Source organism: Aquitalea sp., assembly GCF_030150775.1.
Taxonomy (GTDB): domain Bacteria; phylum Pseudomonadota; class Gammaproteobacteria; order Burkholderiales; family Chromobacteriaceae; genus Aquitalea; species Aquitalea denitrificans.
The window spans coordinates 14,806-32,057 of the sequence record NZ_JASLFG010000003.1; the positions used below are offsets into that span (position 1 = coordinate 14,806).

Consider the following 17,252-nt stretch of genomic DNA (forward strand, 5'->3'; position numbering starts at 1 on the left):
ATCATTTTTTTTCCGCGCACTCAGGCTCTTCAGGACCCATCATGACCCCCTTCCGCTTCTTGCCAGGCCGTGCATTGCACCTTGCCTGCGCCCTGCTGCTGACTTCATTCATGGCCACGGCCAGCAGCGTGGTCGACATTGCCGGCCGCAAGGTCGATATCCCGCCCACGGTGCAACGCGTGCTGCTGGGCGAGGGCCGGCTGTTCTATGCCATGTCACTGCTGGAAGGCAAACAGCCCTTTGCCCGTATTGCCGGCTGGCAAGGCGACTTCCGCCTGCTGGACAAGCAAGGCTACGCCGCCTACCGCCAGCGCTTTCCCCAGATCGACAGCATCCCGCTGATCGGCCAGACCAGCGAGGCCACCATCAGCCCGGAAAAGGTGCTGACCCTGAAACCGGATCTGGCCATCTTCAGTATCTCCGGCCACGGTCCCAATCTGGGCAGCCCGCTGGTGGACCTGCTCACCCGCGCCGGGGTACCGGTGGTGTTTGTGGATTTCCGCGAAAAACCGCTGGAACACACCGTGCCCAGCATGCGCATACTCGGCGCGGCACTGGACCGCCGCAGCCAGGCCGAAGCCTTTGTCCGCTTCTATGAAGACAAGCTCGCGCTGATCCGCCAGCGGGTGGCACGCCTGCCGGCACAGGCAAAACCACTGGTATTCGCCGATGTCCGTGCCGACACCTTTGATAATCTGATGACCGCAGGCAAGGGCAGCTTTGGCGAAATGCTGGAGGTGGCCGGTGGCCGTAATCTGGGCAGCAGCCTGCTGGCAACACCGCTGGGGCCCATCAATATCGAGCAGGTATTGGTCAGCCAGCCAGCCTACTATCTGGCCAGTGGCGCTGCCGCGCCGGGCAGCAGCAAGGGCTTGCAGCTGGGAGCCGCCACCGATGCGGCTACGGCCCGGGCCTCGCTGCAGCGCGTGGGCAATCGCGCACAGCTAAAGGGCCTGCCCGCAGCCCGAGGAGCACATGTATTTGCCGCCTGGCACATGTTCTATGACATGCCGCAACACATCATCCTGATCGAAGCACTGGCCAAATGGCTGCATCCGCAGCAGTTCCGCGATATCGACCCGCAACGCAGCTGGACCGAGATGCATCAGTGCTTTGGCGCCATGCAGCCGGGTGGCACCTACTGGCTGGCACGGCAATGAGCCAGACGCCAACGCCAAGCCTGGCCGCAACACCGCCCCGCAGTTATGCCAGCGTGCAGTGGCGCAAAGCCGCCGGCCTGCTGTGCGCCCTGCTGCTGATAGCGGGCAGCCTGCTGCTGGATTTCACCATCGGTCCTGCCGGGCTAAGCCTGGCACAGCTGGCTGCCGCGCTGCAGCGGCAGGGGGATGCCATGCATGTACTGGTGGTATGGGATATCCGCCTGCCCATGGCCTTACTGGCGGTAACCGTAGGCATGGCGCTGGGCCTGGCCGGGGCAGAGCTGCAAACCGTGCTGGGCAATCCGCTGGCCAGCCCCTTCACCCTGGGTCTGTCGGCCGCCGCAGCACTGGGCGCGGCGCTGGGCATGTTGCTGCAGGATCACCTGCCGGCTTACGGCGGCAGCTGGCTGGTACCGACAGCGGCCTTTGCCTTTGCCATGAGCGTGGCACTGCTGCTGGATCTCACGGGCAGGCTGGCTCGGCTTAGCAGCACCGGCATCATCATGTTCGGCATTGCCTGCGACTTTTCCTGCCATGCGCTGCTATCGCTGGTGCAGTTTGCCGCCACCACCGAGTCGCTGCAGAACATCGTGTTCTGGACCATGGGCAGCCTGAGTCATGCCAGCTGGCAGGCAGTGGGCCTGCTGACGCTAACCCTGCTGCTGAGCCTGCCCTGGGCGCTGACCGACAGCTGGAGGCTCACCGCCCTGCGCATGGGCGAGGAACGTGCCAGCAGCTTCGGCGTGAATGTCGCGGCGCTGCGGCTGCGTGCCTTGTTCCGGGTCAGCCTGCTGGCTGGCACGGCAGTGGCCATGGCCGGCACCATCGGCTTCATCGGCCTGGTGGCACCGCATATCGCCCGTTCGCTGTTCGGTGAGGATCACCGCTTCTTCCTGCCGGCATCCATGCTGGTGGGCGGCATTATCCTGTCCTGCTCCTCGCTGGTATCGCGCCTGCTGCTGCCAGGCATCATCATTCCGGTCGGCATTGTCACCGCGCTGGTCGGCATTCCCTTTTTCATGGTGATTGTCTGTCGCAACGGGAGAAGCAACTGATGCAAGGACTGACTGTGCAAGGACTGACTGTGGAAGCGCTGAGCGTGCATTACGGCCGCCAGCGTGTGCTGGACAATATATCCACCGGCCTGCTGCCGCGCGGAGAGGTCACCGTGCTGCTGGGCCCCAATGGCTGCGGCAAGTCCACCCTGCTCAAGGCCATGGCCGGCCTGCTGCCCAGGCAGGGCCGCATGCTGCTGGATGGCCGCGAGCTGGGCCGTGGCCGGGGGCCGGCAGAGGGCAAGCTGGTTTACTTGCCGCAGAACCTGCCCGGCGATGTAAGACTGCGGGTAGATGAAAGCGTGATGGTGGCGGCCAATGCGCTGCGCAGCGGGCTGGGCGACGACAGCAGGCCGGCGGTGGAACAGCTGCTGCACCGCCTGGGCATCAGCCAGCTGGCCCATCGCCAGTTGGGTGAGTTGTCCGGCGGGCAAAAGCAGATTGTGGCGCTGGCACAGGCGCTGATCCGCGAACCGGACATCCTGCTGCTGGACGAACCGCTGTCGGCACTGGATCTGCGACGGCAGTTTGAAGTGATGCGGCTGATCCAGACCGAAACCCGCCAGCGCAATATGCTGACGTTAATCGTGCTGCATGACCTCAATATCGCCCTCAAGCACGGGGACCGCACCTTGCTGCTGAACCAGGGCCGGCTGCAAGGCTGCGGCCTGCCAGCCGAGGTGATTACTCCGGCACAGCTGGCCAGGGTGTTCGGGGTCAGCGCCCGGGTGGAGCACTGCTCGCACGGCAGGCTGAATGTGCTGATTGACGCTGCCCTGCCAGCCAGCGCCCACTAAACGCGGAACCAGCCCTTCAGCCGGCGTCAGCCTGCCAGCCCAGCCCCAGGCTCTTGTGCAAGGTGGCAAAGGCCTGCAGTAATGCCGCCCGGCTGTCCTGCTCCGCCAGGGTGGCTGTCAACACATTGCGCCGGGCATCGATCAGTTGGCTCTGGTCGGCCACCCCGGCCTGGCGCCGCTGTGCCATCAACTGCGCTTGCTGACTGGCCGAGGCCAGCAGCGCCTGCTGCTTGAGCAGGGTGTCGCGCTCATGGGCGTAGCGTGACAGCGACTGGTTGGCGTCCTGCAGCGCATGCAGCACGGCAGACCGGTAATTGGCATCGGCCTCGTCGCGCTCGGCCTCGGCCTGCTCCACCGCTGCGCCGGTGCGACCAAAGTCCAGCCAGTCCCAGCTGATATAAGGTGCCGCCAGCAGCATGCTGCTGCTACGCGACAACAGCTTGCTGGCCGAGGTGGCCCCCAGGCCGATATCGCCCAGCAGCGTCAGCTTGGGAAAGTAGCCGGCCTTGCGCTGGCCAATACGTGCCGTGCTGGCCACCAGCTGGCGCTCGGCGCTGCGGATATCGGGCCGCTGGCGCAGCAGGCTGGCCACATCGCCCACCGCCACCTCCGCCGGCACCGCCGGAATCTCCCCCACCGTTGCCAGCTCGGCATCCAGCGCACCGGATGGCTGACCGCACAGCAGGGCCAGTTGGTCCAGCGCCTCGGTCAGCGTCTGCCGAGCATCCTGCAGCGCACGCTGGCTGTCCAGCAGATGGCTGCGCTGGCTTGCCAGTTCCATATCGCCAATCACCCCGGCGCTACGTCGTTGCTGCACCAGCTGCAGCAGGTTTTCATCCAGTTGCAGCAGCTGGGTACGCACCTGTACTTCATGTTGCCGCAACCGCAGCTGGGCATAGGCCTGCACCACATCCGCCAACAGGGAAACCTGCGCGTCAGCCAGCCTGGCCTGCGCCTGCCCGGCCTGCGCCGTGGCCGCCTCCACCGCCCGCCGGTTGCCGCCAAACAGATCGACCTCCCAGCTGGCATCCAGGCCCAGATTGTAAAAGCGCAGGCTCTGCGCCGAGTCGGTACCCGGCCCCATGTCCAACGCCAGGCCAACGGCGCTGGCCGCACTCTTGGGCCGGGTATTGGCCTGCTGCTGTGCCAGGCCGGCACGCGACTGGCGCAGGCGCGCCTGTGCCGCTGCCAGATCAGGACTGTCTTGCATGGCACGGGCCAATAGCCGGTCCAGCTCTGCATCGTGCAGGCTTAGCCACCATTGCGCCGGCTGTACCAGCGGGAATGTTGCCGGCGTGGTGGCGCGCACCAGTTGCTGTCCGGTGGGCAGCAGCGGCGCACCGTGGTAATCAGGGCCTACCGTGGTGCAGGCAGTCAGCGGCAGCGCGGCCAGCAGGCCGCTCAGCAACAGGCGGCGGGAGAATTGTGAACGAAACGGCATAAGCAGGCTCTCTTGGAAAACAGGTTCAGTGCGCACCGGGCATGGCCTTTTGCTGGCTGGTCTTGATCAACAGAGCCAGCGGAATGCAGCACAGCATCACCAGACACAGGGCCTGGAAAGTCTGGGCGTAGGTCATCACCATGGCCTGCTGCTGGATCTGCCCGGCCAGCTCGCCCAGCGCCTGCAGTCGGGCGTGGGCAGCATCGCCCACCTGAGCCAGATGGCTGGCAGCACTGCCGGCAATGCGCTCTTGTGTCAGCACCGCATTGGCCGACACCGCGCTATTGAGGGTTTCGCTGTTCAGCGCATTGCGCCGGTCGATGAAGCTGCCAATCACCGCCAGCCCCACCGAACCACCCAGATTGCGCGCCATGTTGTACAGGCCGGCGGCATCGCCGGATTCCTCGCGCGTCACCGCCGCCATTGAGGCCTGGTTGAGCGGCATCATCGCCAGCATCTGCCCCACCCCGCGCAGCAGCTGCGACAGGGTGAAGTCGTGGTCGGCACTTTGTGCGGTAAGGTGGCCGTCCAGATAGCAGCTATAGCCAAACAGCAGCAGGCCGGATACCACCAGCAGACGGTAATCCACCTTGCCGCCCAGCAACAGCGGCAGTAGCGGCATCATGGCAATGGCCGGGATGCCGGACATCAGCAACACACCACCAGACTGCTGGGCGTTGTAGCCGGCAATCACCCCCAGGAACTGCGGTAGCAGATAGGACACGCCATATAGCGCGGCACCAATGGCAAACACGATGATGATCACGCTGGCATAGCTCTTGTTGCGCATCAGGCTGAGCCGCACGATGGGCTTGGCCGCCAGCCGCTGCGACAGCGCCACCAGCAGCAGGCCCAGCAGCGAGCAAGCAGTCAGAAAAATGATCAGGTCGGATTCGAACCAGCGTTCACGCTGCCCCTCTTCCAGCAAGGCAGTCAGCGTGCTCAGGCCCAGCGCCAGCCCGGCAATGCCCAGCCAGTCGGCATCACGAAACGCCTGCAGGCGAGCGGGCTCCGGCGGCAAACCGGCCAGCAACAACAGCACCAGTACCGCGCACACCGGCACATTGAGAAAAAAACACCAGTGCCAGCTGAGGTTTTCCGCCAGCCAGCCCCCGACAACCGGCCCCATCAGCGGCCCCAGCAGCACGGTCATGCCAAACAGCGTCATGCCCTTGGGCAACTGGTGGCGTGGCAAGCGGGTGCGGATGATGGTCTGCGCAGTGGGAATCATCGCGCCACCGGTAAAACCCTGGCCGATACGCGCCAGAATCAGCATGGGCAGACTGCTGGAAATGCCGCATAACATGGAAAACAGGGTAAACAGCAAGGCAATGCCCACCAGGAAATTGCGTAGGCCGAATACCCTGGTGAGCCAGGCGGCCAGCGGGATGATGACGATTTCGGCCATCAGGTAGCCGGTGGAAATCCAGGTGCCCTCAGTGCCGGTGGCGCCCACCGAGCCCTGCACTTGCGGCAGGGCCGAGTTGGTGATGGAGATGTCCAGCACTGCCATCAGCGCGCCCAGCGCACCGGCGATGACAGCAATCCAGTCGGCCATGCTGGCATCGGCTTCGCGCATGGCCTGTGTCGGTCCGGCCTTAGCCATGACTGGCCTCGTGGCGGGTATCCACCTCGGCCGTCACTGACAGGCCCGACAACAGCCGTGCGCGCAGGGCGGGGGGAATATCCAGCCGGATGCGCACCGGCACCCGCTGTACGATCTTGGTGAAATTGCCGGTGGCGTTTTCCGGCGGCAACAGGGCAAACTGCGCCCCGGTTCCCGGCGAAAAGCTTTCCACCACGCCATGCAGTTCGACATCCGGCAGCGCATCAACATGCAGACTGGCGCGCTGCCCCACCTGCATGCGCTGCAGCTGGGTTTCCTTGAAATTGGCCACCAGATACATCTGCTGTACCGGCACAATGCTCATCAGCCGTGTACCGGCCTGCAGCAACTGCCCTACCCTTACGCTCAGGTCGCCCACCCGGCCATCCTGCGGGCTGCGCAACACGGTATCGTCCACATCCAGATGGCTTTGCCGCTGTGCCGCTTCGGCAGCCTTGCGCTGTGCTTCCGCCTGGGCAAGTTGGGCCTGACTGGTGACCAGCCGGGTAGTGGCCGCCTTCAGTACCGCGCTGGCCGCATCCAGATTGGCCTGTGCCTGCGCCTGGTTATTGCGCAGCTCGGCCAGGCGTTCGTCACTGGCAGCTCCGGTAACACTCAGGGGGGCATAGCGCTTCACCTCCTCACTGGCATGTGCCAGCGTCAAGCGCGCCACGGTTTCCTGCGCGCGCGACTGGGCAATTTGCGCCTGTTGCTGGGCGATGTCGGCCCGCGCACGCTGCAAATCGGCCTCGCGTGCTTCCAGCTGTGCCCGGCTCTGTTCCAGCATGGCCTGGTATTGCCGGCCATCCAGCCGCACCAGCGGATCGCCGCGCCGCACCTGCTGATTGGCCGTTACCAGCACCTCACTGGCATAGCCGCCGATCTTGGGGGCAATCACCACGCTATCTGCCTTGAGATAGGCATCATCGGTCGTTTGCAGATAACGCCCGGTTTGCCACCAGTAGCCACCCCAGGCAACTGCCCCTGCGGCGACAGCTGCCAGACCCAGCCAGGCCAGCCGGTAATTGCGCCGTACCGGCGGTGTGGAAGACGGTGCAGTGTGTTCAGCAACAGACATGGTCAATCCAATTTATAACAGATGGTATATTTTTCAGATTCGACAAAAATATGTCAATTGTTATATTTTTAAATTTTTGTAAGACAGGCCCGCCCATGCAGAGCAGCAAAAGTCCGCGCCATCCCAGCGCCGGGGGCTACGCCCGTGGCGAGGAAACACGCCGTCGCCTGATTGAGGTTGCCATCAGGCTGTTTGGGGAAAGAGGCTACGAAGGGGCATCGTCGCGGGAAATCGCGCGGGAAGCCGGTGTCAATGCACCGGCATTGCAGTACTACTTTGACAGCAAGGAAGGCTTGTACCAAGCCTGCGCCCTGCATCTGGCCGAAACAGCCGCCAACCATTTTGGCCCTGCCATTGCCGTGGCCGAAACCCTGCTGGACAAGAGCGATGCGACAGCAGCAGAGCTGATCGAGGCCTTTCTGGGCTTGCAGGACAGCATTGCCGATTTCCTGCTATGTGGCGAGGAAGCCCAGCAGCGCCGCCTGTTCATTGCCCAGGAACAAGCGGGCAACGGTGCCAGCGCACCAGTGCTGGACAGGCCGGAGCGACATCGCATGGGCCACACCTGCAGCGCCATCATTGCCCGCCTTACCGGCAGGCCACTTGACGACCCGCTGACCCGGCTGCGCCAGATGACGGCCAACGGCCAGCTGATGGTGTTTCACGTCGTACCACGCACCGCGCTGCAAGCCATGGGCTGGCAGCATCTGGAAGGCGACAACCTGGCCTTCCTGAAGCAGACCGTGCGTGCGCAAACCCGGGTACTGATTGCCAGCTGGATGCAGCAGGCCGGCAAACTAGCCTGACGCAGGCCAGCCAGCCCGGGCTTCAGGCTCACCGTGCAGGCATAAAAAAACCCGCACGAATGCGGGTTTTAACAAAATGGCGATCAGGACTTGTCGCCATCGTCCTTGCCTGGTGGCACATAACCGGGGAAGGTGAAACCGCTGAACAGTTGCTTGGTCTGCTCCTGCATACGGTTCTGCATTTCCAGGAACATGCCGGTACTCTGCTCCATGTAGCTGGACATCACATTCTGGATGGCCGGCCCCTGCAGCTTCATGAACTCACCCCACATGGTGGAGTTGAACACCGCCTTGTCACCGTATATGGCACGGGTCTGCTCCTGCAATTTCTGCTGCATCTGACCAAACAGCTGCAGGTTCTTTTCCAGGAAGGGGCCCATCATGCCCTGCATGGCCTGACCATAGAAACGGATGAACTGGGTCAGCACCTCGTAACTGAACATGGGCATGCCGCCATTTTCCTCCTCCAGGATGATCTGCAGCAGCACGCTGCGGGTGATGTCATCCTGCGTCTTGGCGTCGACAACCTGGATATCCACGTTTTCGAGCACAAGCTGCTTTACGTCTCCCAAAGTGATGTAGGAACTGGTCGCCGTATCGTACAGGCGACGGTTCGGGTACTTCTTGATGACCCTTTTTTCAACACTCATGTAACACTCCCGGATTATTGTCGTTGGTGTTGTGCACCCGCAATTTATCATAAATACAACAAGCTAGAGCAAAACTTCTATGCCCTTTACGCGGCGCATGCTACATTCCATCTTCATTGTGCAGTGCAATATAAAAAAGATATAAAAGTCCAATCAACACAGAGCTTGTCGGTCATTTCCACGAAATCCAATGATGAGGGTTAAAAACATGTTCAATACCAACGATCAACTGAGCAAGATCTCCCTGTCCGGCTTTGAAGCTGCCCTGCGCGTAGCCCAGATCTCCCTGGACAGCGCCGAACGTCTGGTGAAGCTGAATCTGGAAGCTTCCAAGCAAACCCTGGAAGAAAACGTGAAGGTTGCCAAGGCTCTGGCCGGCGCTACCGATGCACAGGAAGCCCTGAACCAGTTCAACCAGTTGACCAGCCAGTCGGTTGACAAGGCAGTAGCCAACTCCCGTAACGTGTACGAAATCGTTTCCGCCGCTCAGACCGAACTGTCCAAGCTGGCTGAAGAAAATCTCGGCAGCTTCAACAAGAACCTGATCACTGCCCTGGAAGGCGCTGCCAAGAATGCTCCGGCAGGTTCCGACAATGCGCTGAACGCCGTCAAGACCTCGCTGGCTGCTGCTGCAGCTGCCGTCAACAGTTTCAGCAAGGCTGCCCAGCAAGTTGCCGAATTCACCGACAGCAGCATCAAGGCCGCCAGCAGCGCCACCGCTGATGCCGTGAAGACTGCCACCAAGCGCGCTTGATCCTTCGAGCAAGGCTGCATAACCCCGCCGCGGCGGGGTTTTTTGTTTTCCTGATGCGCGCGAGCGACTGCAGGTTTACAATTCCGTTTTTGAGTTCCCGCAAAGACCACAGGTTCAACGCATGAAAATCAGCAGCAACTTTGACGCAGGCAGTATCGACATCGTTTCCATGGAGAGTTTCGACGACATCCAGCTGCGGATTCCGCGTGACAATGCCTCTGACTTTGCCCAATGGTTTTACTTCCGCCTGCAGGGTGCGGCTTATCAGGCTTGTACGCTGCGCTTTCTGAATGCGGGTGAGTGCGCCTATCCGGAAGGCTGGACCAACTACCAGCTGATGGCCTCCTACGACCGCATCAACTGGTTCCGCGTACCTGCACAGTACGATGGCCAAGTGATGACCGTTGAGCACGTTCCGCTGGCCAATAGCGTGTACTACGCCTATTTCGAACCCTACTCGCACGAACAGCACCTGAACCTGCTGGGTCAGGCACAAGGGTCCGGCCTGTGCCAGATTCACGATCTGGGCTTTACCGTGCAGGGCCGTGACATCAACCTGCTGACCATCGGCCACGAAGTGGAATCCGACCTGAAAATCTGGGTGACTGCCCGTCAGCACCCGGGTGAGACCATGGCGGAATGGTTTGTCGAAGGCTTCCTCAACCGCTTGTTGGACCCACTGGATGCCACCTCCCGCGCCCTGCTGGACAAAGCCACTTTCTATGTGGTGCCGAACATGAACCCGGATGGCTCGGTACTGGGCAATCTGCGCACCAATGCCGCCGGCGCCAATCTGAATCGCGAATGGCTGGAGCCAAGCGCCGACAACAGCCCGGAAGTACTGCTGGTGCGCAACAAGATGCAGGAAACCGGCGTCGACCTGTTCCTGGACATTCACGGTGACGAATCCCTGCCCTATGTCTTTGTCGCCGGCACCGAAGGCGTTCCTTCCTATACTGACGCCATCCGTCAGCTGGAAGACAAGTTCAAGCACTATCTGATGGTGTCCAACCCGGACTTCCAGGACGAAGTCGGCTACGACAAGGATGCACCTGGCAGTGCCAACCTGAGTCTGGCCACCAACTGGGTGGGTGAAAACTTCAAATGTCTGGCCTTCACCCTGGAAATGCCATTCAAGGACAATGCCAACCTGCCAGACGACGACTATGGCTGGAACGGCCAGCGCAGCCTGCGCATGGGGGAAGCCATACTGACCCCGATCTACGCCGTGATCAACGAATTGCGCTGAGCTGCAAATAGCAGACGCAAAAAAGCCGGAGCACAGACTCCGGCTTTTTTATTCCTGCAGTTCTGCAAGACGCTTACATCACCAGCGGCAGCTTCTCCAGCGCCTTCACCAGCTCGATCTCGGCCAGGCACCAGTCACTCCCCTTTTCCAGCACCTTGCCTAGCGCAATCTGAAAATGCTTGCTGCGCGCTGTCATGTAGTACTGCTTGCCCAGCGTATATACAGAAATCGGCATGATCAGAGCGTTGATGCGTCGCCCCCCTCTGTCAAACGGTACAAACAGGGAGATATGCCCGGACAGCCAAACCATATCCGCCGGCAGGCTAGGATCAATCAGCTTGCTGTCCACCGGGCGAATGGACGCGGCTACCGGTCGGCTGGACAGCGTTTCCAGACCCAGGTAAATGCGCTCGCGCTGACTGGCTCGCTTAACCCGGCGAATAAGGCCCAGGCTCCAGTTGTTGCTATCCACGTCACGATAGCCTACCAGGCCTCCCAGATTGACCCACTCGTTCCCCAGCGAATCCAGGGTAACGCCCAAGCCGGTCTGGCTGACATTCTCCACCGACCAGCGCAAAAACTCGTCACGCGCATGCACGACAGGCTGCGGCATATCAGTGGAAAGGTTCAGCGGTGCCAGGGCCAGCGTGCTACGGTCACGCTTGCGGCTGGTGACAAAGCCATAAATGCGAATATTGGCAGCATCATCAAAGCTGTCGGTATCTGCCTGCCGCGTCTGCACCATGCTGGCCTCGTCCGGCTGGCGAATCAGCCGATGCAGAGCTGACAGGCGGTGCGCCACTTCGAGATTGCGGTTGGTCACGGCCATACGCTCGGCACGTTCAAAACGCACCGGCTTGGCAGCCCACTCACGACACAGCATGCGCAATAAGCCGGCATCGATACCCGGCTCTACCAGCGGCTTCAGCTCGGGCGGCAAGCGCCCGCCCTCCATGACCGTGGCCCAGCCATGAATGATTTCCACCATGTCGGCGGTGGACCAGAAACGGGCGGCGTCACTGACAAAACCAGCATGAGCACGTGCTGCCGGCATCGCTTCGGTCAAGGTAACGGCAAAACTGGCCTCTTCCGAAAACTGCGGCTGCAGTGACATGCGGTTGGAAACCAGGCAGAGAATCTGATAAGAGAAATTGAACTGACGCAGGCTCAGGTTGCCGCTGCTCAGCAGGGACAGCATCAACATGATCAGATACTGGTCCTGCACCGTCGTCCCCGGGCTTTCCTCGCCAAACAGAAAAACCGGAGTAGAGTCGATGCGCATTTGCTCGGCAAAGCGGTAGAGCTGATTCACATTCAGCCAGAACACATCATCGGGACTGAAATGCCGCAGATACTGCCAGCGGGCAAATTCGCCAAAATAATGCATCATCCGTACCAGAACCAGCGGCAGCATGGCCCGTAGTCGTTCCTCCTGCTGCATATCGGTATCGACAGACAGTGCACGCTGGTAAAACTCGAGAAACTGTTTGCCAAAAGACAGGATTTGCGAACGCAGCTGACCTTCCAGCACCTTGGGCATGCGCGTGTTCATGAAATACTGCGAACACAGGTTTTCATGCAAGGGCTGTATTTCCAGATTCAGCGTCAGCACTGCGTCCAGCAGATCTGCCGTTACATGCGGGGAAAGAGCATTCACCTCCGCCAACATCTCGGTAATTCTCTCATGCGCAGCCGCACCATATTCCTGCTTTAGCGTATCGGCATAAGCCTTGGCGGCAGCTGCATTGGCCAAAGGGTCTGACTTGTTCTTTGAGCCTCGGGAGAAAAAGTCCAACATGTCGTAACTTTCAGTCGGTCATGGTGACAGGGAGCGTTGATGGAGCAGCGGGTGCCGCATTTATTCTTATCAGTATTTATACAAGCAGGCAAATCAGCAAGAAGAACTTGCGTACAAAAACAAAAAGCGCCCATGCAGGCGCTTTTTTCAGGCACTTGGCAGGCCATGTTACATCAGATGGCCAGATCTTCAAGCGTTTTGCCAGCGTTCAGCAGTTCCTGTACCCATACCGGTTTGCGACCACGGCCAGTCCAGGTCAGTTCGGTATTTTCCGGGTGACGATACTTGGCTTCCACCGGCTTGCGAACAGCACCGCCCACCTTGCCCAGCACCTCTTCCACGCTCAGGCCATAAGCCTTTGCCAGTTCGATGATCTGTTTTTTGGCCTTGGTTTTTTCTTCGGACTCACGACGCTTGATTTCGTTTTCAACGTCGTTTTTCAGTGCAACCAGCTCGGTAAAGCTCAGAGTGCTAATATCCATTTTTCCGCCCTTATTATTCAGTTAGACAACAACGATTTCAATTTAGCCAAAAGGAAGTCCATTCGTCAAGACAAAACAGTTAAAATTCCGTAAGCAAACCAATTGCTTATTCATCCTGAGTAACATAGGGCAAAGTCAGACACACCAGCTGATGAAGATATTCCGCTTCCAGGTAAATACCTTTTTCCCAACAAGCGGATTGCACAACCACCAGTGTTTCGTATTCGCCTTCAGCAACTGGACAAATGGCAGCAATCATTCCAATGGATTGTTCAGGTACTTCAGGACTGAATAGCTTGCTGCCCACCGCAGCGAAAGAAGACAGCCTGGCCTTGAATAAGCGTCGTTTCAACTTGCCAAGATATTGGGTGCGCGCCACAATTTCCTGCCCGGGATAGCAACCCTTTTTAAAGCTGACAGCACCAATCAATTCCATATTTGCCATCTGGGGAACAAACTGTTCCTGCGTTGTCTGTGCCACCCAGGCAATACCCGCATCTATATCACGGATATTCCACGCCATGGATGACACCGCAGTTGCCTCTTCAGCAAGCAGTGTCGGCAACAAAGCAGAGCCCTCATCAAGCTGAAGCAGATAACCACCTTCTGGCAAGGCGATGGCTGTTTCCGTGCCCCCCTGCAGCACAGTCAAGGCTACGGGTGCTTCAGCAGCAAAATACTGCTCAATCAGGGCCTGTACTTGCGCACCACGCACACCGGCAATACTGGTCTGTTCAGAATCCAGCACATTCACTTTCACTCTGGAACGCATGACAAACATGGCCAGACGCTTGGCAACCGCCTGACAGATATCCGACGCTACAATCAGGTAATAAGCCGACTGCTGCTTCCAGATAAGAAAACTGGCAAGCATGCGCCCCTTGGCCGTGGAATAGGTGCTGAACCGTGCCGCACCATCGGTAACATCCCGAATATCACCTGACAATTGGCCTTGCAGAAAAGTTTCGGCATCCTCGCCTTCTATCCGGATAATGCTGAAACTATCCAGCATTGCCAGTGCATTTCCATCACGCACAGCCGCAACTTGCCGGAAAACATCCGGAAACTCCAGCCGGTTTTCCGTACCGATATAGCCCTGATTTTTTTCTACCCACGCCTGCCATGTCTTGTTCATGTTGCAACACCTGTGATTAGCACACCAAATTAGTCAAGAATTTTACTTTTTCCCATCAATTTCTGCCAGTACGATAACAATAGCTACTCCCATGCCGCCGCGATATTCTTTTCGCGTCATGCACTTAGTTACACCTCGATACCAAGGCAAAGAAAAAGCTGCCAAAATCACCGCCAAAGCGTTGACAGGCCTGATTCCCATCGGTATAGTTCGCACTCTCTTGGATGTTCCCTGATAGCTCAGTTGGTAGAGCGACGGACTGTTAATCCGCAGGTCGCAGGTTCGAGCCCTGCTCGGGGAGCCAAGACCCCACAATCTAAGCATTGCCCGGTTATTCCCTGATAGCTCAGTTGGTAGAGCGACGGACTGTTAATCCGCAGGTCGCAGGTTCGAGCCCTGCTCGGGGAGCCACTCTCGCAATGCATGCTGTTTTATTCCCTGATAGCTCAGTTGGTAGAGCGACGGACTGTTAATCCGCAGGTCGCAGGTTCGAGCCCTGCTCGGGGAGCCAAATACCTTCACAGAGAACCGCCTTCATGAGGCGGTTTTTTGTTTTATATCTGCCTCTTCTGCCTTCCGCCCACCTGGATTCTTTTTTCCTTTTGACAAGCTCTGCATTGATACCCAAGAATGCGCTGAGCAACATATCAGCATATTCATGCTAAACTAGAGTTTGGTTAACACTGTATTAAACAAAACTCAAAGGATCAGTCATGTCCATTCTGAAAGAATTCAAGGAATTTGCCGTCAAGGGCAATGTAATCGACCTAGCCGTTGGTGTGGTTATTGGCGGTGCCTTCGGCTCCATCGTCAAATCGCTGGTCGATGACGTAATCATGCCCCCTATTGGCCTGCTGGTAGGCAATGTCGACTTTGCCAACCTGTTTCTGGTCCTGAAGGAAGGCGTCAAGCAGGCTGGGCCTTACGCTTCAGTGGCAGCCGCCAAACAGGCTGGTGCAGTGACAATGAATATCGGCCTGTTCATCAATTCGCTGGTGAGCTTTACCATTGTTGCCTTTGCCATTTTCATGCTGGTGAAGGCCATCAACAGACTAAAGCGGGAAGCCCCGGCGGAAGCCGCTCCCACTCCGGCTACCAAGGAATGTCGTTACTGCCTGTCCAGCGTGCCGCTCAAGGCCAGCCGCTGTCCGTGCTGCACCTCGCAGCTGGACTGAATCCTCCTGCAGGCAGGAAAATGAAAAGAGGCCCAAAGGCCTCTTTTTTCATTCTGGCTTGCCATTCAGCGCTTGGTCTTGTTTTCCAGGCCAGCCGCCTCCAGCAGGCTGCTGGGATCAAAACCCAGCCGCAGCGCCCCCCAATGCCGGCCATCCACAAAGACCGGCAATGTCAGCTCGGAAAGAATCTCGCCGGTATCCCGCATATAGGTATGCAGCAGAAAAGGCTCGGTATTACGTGCTGATTTCAGCCCGGCCGGATCAGCAAACATGCGCTTGTCGCGACTGTTTACCAGATCTTTCTCTTCATCGCCGCTCAGGGGCTGGCTATACCAGCTATTGTGCGTTGGGGCGTAGCCATTGGTATCAACCAATAGACAAAAGCGTCCTCCGACTACATCACGCACCAGTGCGTCGTAATGCGGCTGCACCAGCCCTGCCAGCTTCTCGTCATAAGCAGTATGGTATTTGGTTGGTTTGCTGCCGGGAATCGCCTGATAGCGCTTATCAAAGATATCGGCACCACCTTGCAGCTGCTGTTGCAGCATGCCTTGCAGATGATCGCGCAGATGACGTGCCAGGCCGATCATACGGTCAAACTCGCCCTCTCCGATAATGAAGCGGGATACCATTTCCTGAACCTGCTCGGCCACACCAGACAGTTCGTCAGCCACCTGCTCGGTATGATTCAGGCGCTCGGTTACCTGCTGGCCAAGCCCGTGAATCTCGGAGACGTGGCGATTGACCTGCCGGTTGGTTTCGGCAAAGTCCTCCATGGTGCCGGCTATCTGGGTCAGACTGCTGGCGGTAGTTTCAAAATCGCCCATCATGCGGCCAAAATGCTGCGATGCACGGGAAACCACGTCTCTTGCCTGGTGGGTACCGGCAGTAATTTCGTTGGTTTCCACCTGGGTATCCGACACCAGGCCCAGCATGCCATCGATATTGCTGGAAATTTCGTCGGTAGCCTTTTTCACCTTTTCCGCTAGCTTGCGCACTTCATCTGCCACCACAGCAAAACCGCGTCCGGTTTCCCCGGCCCGGGCTGCCTCGATAGCCGCATTCAGTGCCAGCAGATTAGTCTGATCAGAAATATCCTTGATGAGATCGACAATTGTCTTGATGCTGGCCGAACGCTGGCTCAGATCTTCCACGGTCTGATTGAAATGACCCACTTTCTGGCTGATGTCGAAGATGCGATCTGCAACGGTTTTCAGCTCGTCATATGACTCGCGGGCAACATCCAGATTGGACAAGGTGGAAGAGGAAATGGACTGGGTCTGGCCGGTTACCTGGTTGATGCCGCTTGTTGTCTGGTCGCTGGCATCCCGTACCCGGGTGGCAAATTCGTCTTGTCGTACCGCGCTACCCAGCGATTCGCTGACATTCTTGCGGGTACGCGCCGAGTCCATGGCAATACGTACTGTCATCAGGCGCACATTGCTGATGATTTCCCGCATTTTCAACTGGAAGCGGTTATAGGAAACCGAAACATCACGGATTTCATCATGGGTGATGGTTGGAATATCACGCGACAAATCCCCCTCGCCCGCCCCGATTTCATTGAAGATGCCAATAATCATCTTCAATGGCCGTACGATCAGATAGCGCAAGTACCAGACCATGAAGCAAACAAATACAAAACCAGCCAACCACAAGCTTGCAGACCAGAAAATGGCCCCGTCTATGCTGCTGCGAATGCTTTCCAGCGTTGTCGCGCTCATTCCCGAACCATTGAGCTGGCCACGAATATCCGTCAACACCAGATAGACATATACCAGCATGATGAGCTGGAACAGGCTCAAAAAAAAGAAACTGCACAATTTCCTGGTAAGTGTGTAGAAAATCGTCTTCTCAACCAGAGTATAAATGCGCCAGAACCACTCCATGCTCTCTCCTTACGACCTGCTGGTATTACTTGTTATATGTTTAAAGCGGGCGCTACATTTTTACCTGAAATTTGTGAAATGACTACTCAAATTTAGGATAAAACTGATTGCTATCAAGAACCATTACCATCATGGTCATAGAAAACAAAAACTGTAAACAAAGAAACTGAAAGATCA

General features: G+C 58.4%; 15 protein-coding genes and 3 tRNA genes. 10 read left to right on the forward strand and 8 right to left on the reverse strand.

Annotated elements, in window-relative coordinates:
* Window positions 1–41 precede the first annotated feature (41 nt).
* Genes QVF59_RS00785 through QVF59_RS00795 form a run of 3 tightly spaced genes read left to right on the forward strand, consistent with a single transcriptional unit; the run spans window position 42 to window position 3,012 of the window.
* The gene (locus QVF59_RS00785) at window positions 42–1,160 is read left to right on the forward strand and encodes an ABC transporter substrate-binding protein (protein ID WP_287876776.1); all 1,119 of its coding nucleotides are present in this window, start codon (window positions 42–44) and stop codon (window positions 1,158–1,160) included.
* Window positions 1,157–2,215, forward strand: coding sequence for a FecCD family ABC transporter permease (locus QVF59_RS00790; protein ID WP_159875758.1), 1,059 nt, complete (start codon window positions 1,157–1,159; stop codon window positions 2,213–2,215). The genes QVF59_RS00785 and QVF59_RS00790 overlap by 4 nt, the downstream gene beginning before the upstream one ends.
* Complete coding sequence (locus tag QVF59_RS00795; protein ID WP_287876777.1) at window positions 2,215–3,012, forward strand: ABC transporter ATP-binding protein; 798 nt, start codon at window positions 2,215–2,217, stop codon at window positions 3,010–3,012. The genes QVF59_RS00790 and QVF59_RS00795 overlap by 1 nt, the downstream gene beginning before the upstream one ends.
* Window positions 3,013–3,028: 16 nt before the next feature.
* Here QVF59_RS00795 and QVF59_RS00800 read toward each other — a convergent pair whose 3' ends face one another.
* From QVF59_RS00800 to QVF59_RS00810, 3 genes are read right to left on the reverse strand one after another with little or no spacing between them, the layout of a single operon-like run.
* On the reverse strand, window positions 3,029–4,453 hold the full coding sequence (locus QVF59_RS00800; RefSeq protein ID WP_287876779.1) for an efflux transporter outer membrane subunit: 1,425 nt from the start codon (window positions 4,451–4,453) through the stop codon (window positions 3,029–3,031).
* 25 nt (window positions 4,454–4,478) lie between these two features.
* On the reverse strand, window positions 4,479–6,059 hold the full coding sequence (locus QVF59_RS00805) for an MDR family MFS transporter (RefSeq protein ID WP_287876781.1): 1,581 nt from the start codon (window positions 6,057–6,059) through the stop codon (window positions 4,479–4,481).
* Window positions 6,052–7,137, reverse strand: coding sequence for an HlyD family secretion protein (locus QVF59_RS00810; protein ID WP_287876782.1), 1,086 nt, complete (start codon window positions 7,135–7,137; stop codon window positions 6,052–6,054). The genes QVF59_RS00805 and QVF59_RS00810 overlap by 8 nt, the downstream gene beginning before the upstream one ends.
* A gap of 95 nt (window positions 7,138–7,232) precedes the next feature.
* Here QVF59_RS00810 and QVF59_RS00815 point away from each other — a divergent pair, with 95 nt between their 5' ends.
* Window positions 7,233–7,943 carry a CerR family C-terminal domain-containing protein gene (locus QVF59_RS00815; protein ID WP_287876783.1) on the forward strand — a complete coding sequence of 237 codons (711 nt, stop codon included), beginning with the start codon at window positions 7,233–7,235 and terminating at the stop codon, window positions 7,941–7,943.
* A gap of 83 nt (window positions 7,944–8,026) precedes the next feature.
* Here QVF59_RS00815 and phaR read toward each other — a convergent pair whose 3' ends face one another.
* The gene (gene phaR / locus QVF59_RS00820; RefSeq protein WP_159875746.1) at window positions 8,027–8,593 is read right to left on the reverse strand and encodes a polyhydroxyalkanoate synthesis repressor PhaR; all 567 of its coding nucleotides are present in this window, start codon (window positions 8,591–8,593) and stop codon (window positions 8,027–8,029) included.
* 208 nt (window positions 8,594–8,801) lie between these two features.
* Here phaR and QVF59_RS00825 point away from each other — a divergent pair, with 208 nt between their 5' ends.
* Both QVF59_RS00825 and QVF59_RS00830 read left to right on the forward strand, forming a co-directional pair.
* Window positions 8,802–9,347, forward strand: coding sequence for a phasin family protein (locus tag QVF59_RS00825; protein ID WP_089086160.1), 546 nt, complete (start codon window positions 8,802–8,804; stop codon window positions 9,345–9,347).
* A 121-nt stretch (window positions 9,348–9,468) separates the two neighbouring features.
* Entirely contained in the window at window positions 9,469–10,596 is a 1,128-nt protein-coding gene (locus QVF59_RS00830) for a M14 family metallopeptidase (RefSeq protein WP_287876788.1), read from the forward strand.
* Between the two features lie 73 nt (window positions 10,597–10,669).
* On the opposite strand, the gene QVF59_RS00835 is transcribed toward QVF59_RS00830, so the two are convergent.
* From QVF59_RS00835 to ygfZ, 3 genes are all read right to left on the reverse strand, one after another.
* Window positions 10,670–12,394, reverse strand: coding sequence for a cyclic-di-GMP receptor FimW-related protein (locus QVF59_RS00835; protein WP_287876789.1), 1,725 nt, complete (start codon window positions 12,392–12,394; stop codon window positions 10,670–10,672).
* Window positions 12,395–12,567: 173 nt separating this feature from the next.
* Window positions 12,568–12,876 (reverse strand): H-NS histone family protein, encoded by a 309-nt coding sequence (locus tag QVF59_RS00840; protein WP_287876790.1) that lies wholly within the window; start codon window positions 12,874–12,876, stop codon window positions 12,568–12,570.
* Between the two features lie 106 nt (window positions 12,877–12,982).
* The gene (gene ygfZ / locus QVF59_RS00845; protein ID WP_287876792.1) at window positions 12,983–14,011 is read right to left on the reverse strand and encodes a CAF17-like 4Fe-4S cluster assembly/insertion protein YgfZ; all 1,029 of its coding nucleotides are present in this window, start codon (window positions 14,009–14,011) and stop codon (window positions 12,983–12,985) included.
* A 228-nt stretch (window positions 14,012–14,239) separates the two neighbouring features.
* On the opposite strand from ygfZ, the gene QVF59_RS00850 reads away from it, so the two are divergent.
* From QVF59_RS00850 to mscL, 4 genes are all read left to right on the forward strand, one after another.
* Window positions 14,240–14,315 (forward strand) — tRNA-Asn (locus tag QVF59_RS00850).
* A 31-nt stretch (window positions 14,316–14,346) separates the two neighbouring features.
* Window positions 14,347–14,422, forward strand: a tRNA-Asn gene (locus QVF59_RS00855).
* A gap of 24 nt (window positions 14,423–14,446) precedes the next feature.
* Window positions 14,447–14,522, forward strand: a tRNA-Asn gene (locus QVF59_RS00860).
* Between the two features lie 202 nt (window positions 14,523–14,724).
* Window positions 14,725–15,186 carry a large conductance mechanosensitive channel protein MscL gene (gene mscL, locus QVF59_RS00865; protein WP_159875736.1) on the forward strand — a complete coding sequence of 154 codons (462 nt, stop codon included), beginning with the start codon at window positions 14,725–14,727 and terminating at the stop codon, window positions 15,184–15,186.
* A gap of 65 nt (window positions 15,187–15,251) precedes the next feature.
* On the opposite strand, the gene QVF59_RS00870 is transcribed toward mscL, so the two are convergent.
* The gene (locus tag QVF59_RS00870) at window positions 15,252–16,991 is read right to left on the reverse strand and encodes a methyl-accepting chemotaxis protein (protein ID WP_287876793.1); all 1,740 of its coding nucleotides are present in this window, start codon (window positions 16,989–16,991) and stop codon (window positions 15,252–15,254) included.
* Window positions 16,992–17,252: the final 261 nt, after the last annotated feature.